The following is a 2,778-nucleotide window of genomic DNA, read 5'->3' on the forward strand; positions in this document are numbered from 1 at the left end:
CGGTTGCCGCCAGTTTTCCTGAGTTCATTTTGCTCAAGCAGGTGATGCAATGGCGTTTACTGGCCATCGTTTTTGCCATTTTATTGATTTCATTCACCTTAATAGGTTGGATCTTTAACGCTATAGGTCCCGTTCTGTGAGAATTATAAAAATGCTAAACATCAAAGTATTAGGCAGTGGATGTGCCAAATGCACAAAAACCGCTGAGATTATTACCGCCATCGCCAACGAAAAGGGCATCAGTATTGCGCTGGTAAAGGAAACCAATCCAGAAGTCATCATGGGCTATAAGGTGATGAGTACACCCGCTGTGGTGATTGATGAGAAGCTAGTGCATTGGGGCTCCATTCCCCATAGAGCCATGATTGAATCTTGGTTAGTGGGGTAACACTTAAATGTCACATCCATTTGATATTTTGCCGCTAGAGAGTGGTGCTAGGTTGATTTTTACCCCTTGCCCAGGGACTAAATCTGTCCCTGTGACAGAGGCGGTGGCAATTCTTAAAGCGGCGGGAACTGAGGTCATCATAACCTTAATGCCACTTGCCGAATTGCAAACATTTGGTGCTGCATTATTGCCCGATATTTGCCATGAAGCGGGGATCCGTTGGTTGCATTTACCTATAGAAGATGATGCGGCACCCGCAGAGGTATTCGAGCTCGCGTTTGCACGACACAAAGCAGAACTGCTGGCATTGATGCAAACTCAATCCACAATTGCCATTCATTGTCGCGGTGGTTCCGGTCGCACAGGATTAATGGCGGCAATCTTGCTGTTACTGGCGGGAGGCACCTTGGCAGAAGTGATTACCCAAGTGCAATCCATTCGCCCTAATGCCTTAACCAATGTGCATCAACGTGGCTATATCGAACAGATAACGCTTTAATCTTAAACAAATAATATAAAACACCTAATATAAAACTGAGTGTGAAGGATGCAGGTATGACAATCAAAATCGGGATAAATGGCTTTGGCCGTATGGGACGTTTAGCACTGCGCGCTGCTTGGGGCTGGGAAGAGGTTGAGTTTGTGCAGATTAATGATCCCGCTGGAGATGCGGCGACCTTAGCCCATTTGCTGACATTCGATTCTGTGCATGGCCGCTGGCAACATGAGGCGAGCAGCGATGGCGATGACATCATTATCGATGGCAAGCGTATTCGCTGTACTCGCAATAAAACCATCGGGGAAACCGATTGGTCCGGTTGTGATGTGGTGATTGAAGCTTCGGGTAAAATGAAAACCAAAGCAGTGCTGCAAGCTTATTTAGATCAAGGCGTTAAACGCGTTGTGGTCACAGCGCCAGTTAAAGAAGAGGGCGTGTTAAACGTTGTCATGGGAGTGAATCATCAACTCTATGACAAAGCTATTCATCCGATTGTGACTGCGGCCTCCTGTACTACTAACTGTTTGGCGCCGATCGTTAAAGTGATCCACGAAAACCTCGGCATAGTGCATGGTTCCATGACGACTATTCACGATATTACCAACACTCAAACTATTTTAGATGCACCGCATAAAGATCTTCGCCGTGCGCGGGCCTGTGGTTTAAGCCTTATCCCTACGACAACAGGCTCAGCGACGGCCATTACCCATATTTTCCCTGAACTCAAAGGTAAGCTTAACGGCCATGCGGTGCGGGTGCCATTAGCGAACGCTTCATTAACCGATTGCGTGTTCGAGGTGAGTCGCAAAACGACCGAAGCTGAAGTCAATCGCCTGTTAAAAGAAGCGGCAGACGGACCGCTAAAAGGCATTTTAGGTTATGAGGAACGCCCATTAGTCTCGGTCGATTATAAAACCGATCCGCGTTCGAGCATTATCGATGCGCTATCGACCATGATTATCAATGGCACTCAGGTCAAACTCTACGCTTGGTATGACAACGAGTGGGGTTATGCCAATCGCACCGTCGAACTGGCCCGCATGGTCGGTCTGATGGATAAGGCATAAGCTTTATGGGTAAGCTGACAGGGTTCTTGTCTAACATATCACCCGAGATCCGCCAGTATTTGGTGGTCACAGGCAACTATTGGGCATTCACGCTCACCGATGGCGCATTACGTATGTTAGTGGTGCTCCATTTTCATGGCTTAGGTTATAGCCCGCTGCAAATTGCCATGCTATTCCTCTTCTATGAAATCTTTGGGGTGGTAACGAACTTAGTCGGCGGCTGGCTCGGGGCGCGTTTAGGCTTAAATAAGACCATGAATGTAGGCCTATTTATGCAGATTGTCGCCCTTAGCATGCTGCTTGTGCCTAGCGGTATGCTCACGGTTGCTTGGGTGATGGCGGCGCAGGCCTTGTCGGGTATCGCTAAAGATCTCAATAAGATGAGCGCTAAAAGCAGTATCAAGTTGTTGGTGCCCAATGATGCTCAGGGTGAGCTGTATAAGTGGGTTGCCATGCTCACTGGCTCCAAAAATGCGCTAAAGGGCGCGGGGTTCTTCTTGGGCGGCGCCTTACTGACCCTGTTTGGATTCCAGCTGGCCGTGTTAGGTATGGCGATTGGCCTATTACTGGTGTGGATTTTTAGTCTGTTAAGTTTGCAACGCGATTTAGGTAAAGCCAAAAACAAACCTAAGTTCACGGAAATTTTCTCTAAGAGTCCGGCGGTAAATACGCTTTCTGCCGCACGCATGTTTTTGTTTGGTGCGCGGGATGTGTGGTTTGTGGTGGCTTTACCCGTTTATTTGGCCTCAGCCTTTGGTTGGGATCATTGGTATGTCGGCGGTTTTCTCGCACTCTGGGTAATAGGTTATGGCATAGTGCAAGGC

Annotated in this window: 4 protein-coding genes and 1 pseudogene; all 5 read left to right on the forward strand. The window is 48.1% G+C overall.

The genetic code is table 11. The annotated features are described in order from the left end of the window. A pseudogene (locus L5M10_RS23495) lies at nt 1-140 on the forward strand (permease); the annotation flags it as partial. 11 nt (nt 141-151) lie between these two features. Then, nucleotides 152-388: a thioredoxin family protein gene (locus tag L5M10_RS23500; protein ID WP_131524958.1), complete on the forward strand. Its 237-nt coding sequence runs from the start codon at nt 152-154 to the stop codon at nt 386-388. Between the two features lie 7 nt (nt 389-395). Continuing rightward, on the forward strand, nt 396-887 hold the full coding sequence (locus tag L5M10_RS23505) for a tyrosine-protein phosphatase (RefSeq protein ID WP_212601004.1): 492 nt from the start codon (nt 396-398) through the stop codon (nt 885-887). A 56-nt stretch (nt 888-943) separates the two neighbouring features. Beyond that, nucleotides 944-1,954: an ArsJ-associated glyceraldehyde-3-phosphate dehydrogenase gene (locus L5M10_RS23510; RefSeq protein WP_212601003.1), complete on the forward strand. Its 1,011-nt coding sequence runs from the start codon at nt 944-946 to the stop codon at nt 1,952-1,954. A 5-nt stretch (nt 1,955-1,959) separates the two neighbouring features. After that, nucleotides 1,960-2,778: organoarsenical effux MFS transporter ArsJ (gene arsJ / locus L5M10_RS23515; RefSeq protein WP_263256058.1), on the forward strand; the 819-nt coding region annotated here is incomplete at its 3' end.

This window comes from Shewanella sp. SM32 (assembly GCF_025654235.1).
GTDB classification, from domain to species: Bacteria; Pseudomonadota; Gammaproteobacteria; order Enterobacterales; family Shewanellaceae; genus Shewanella; species Shewanella oncorhynchi.

Coding starts and splice junctions, on each gene's coding strand:
- L5M10_RS23500 (WP_131524958.1), top strand. CDS start 152: ATGCTAAACATCAAAGTATTAGGCAGTGGATGTGCCAAATGCACAAAA.
- L5M10_RS23505 (WP_212601004.1), top strand. CDS start 396: ATGTCACATCCATTTGATATTTTGCCGCTAGAGAGTGGTGCTAGGTTG.
- L5M10_RS23510 (WP_212601003.1), top strand. CDS start 944: ATGACAATCAAAATCGGGATAAATGGCTTTGGCCGTATGGGACGTTTA.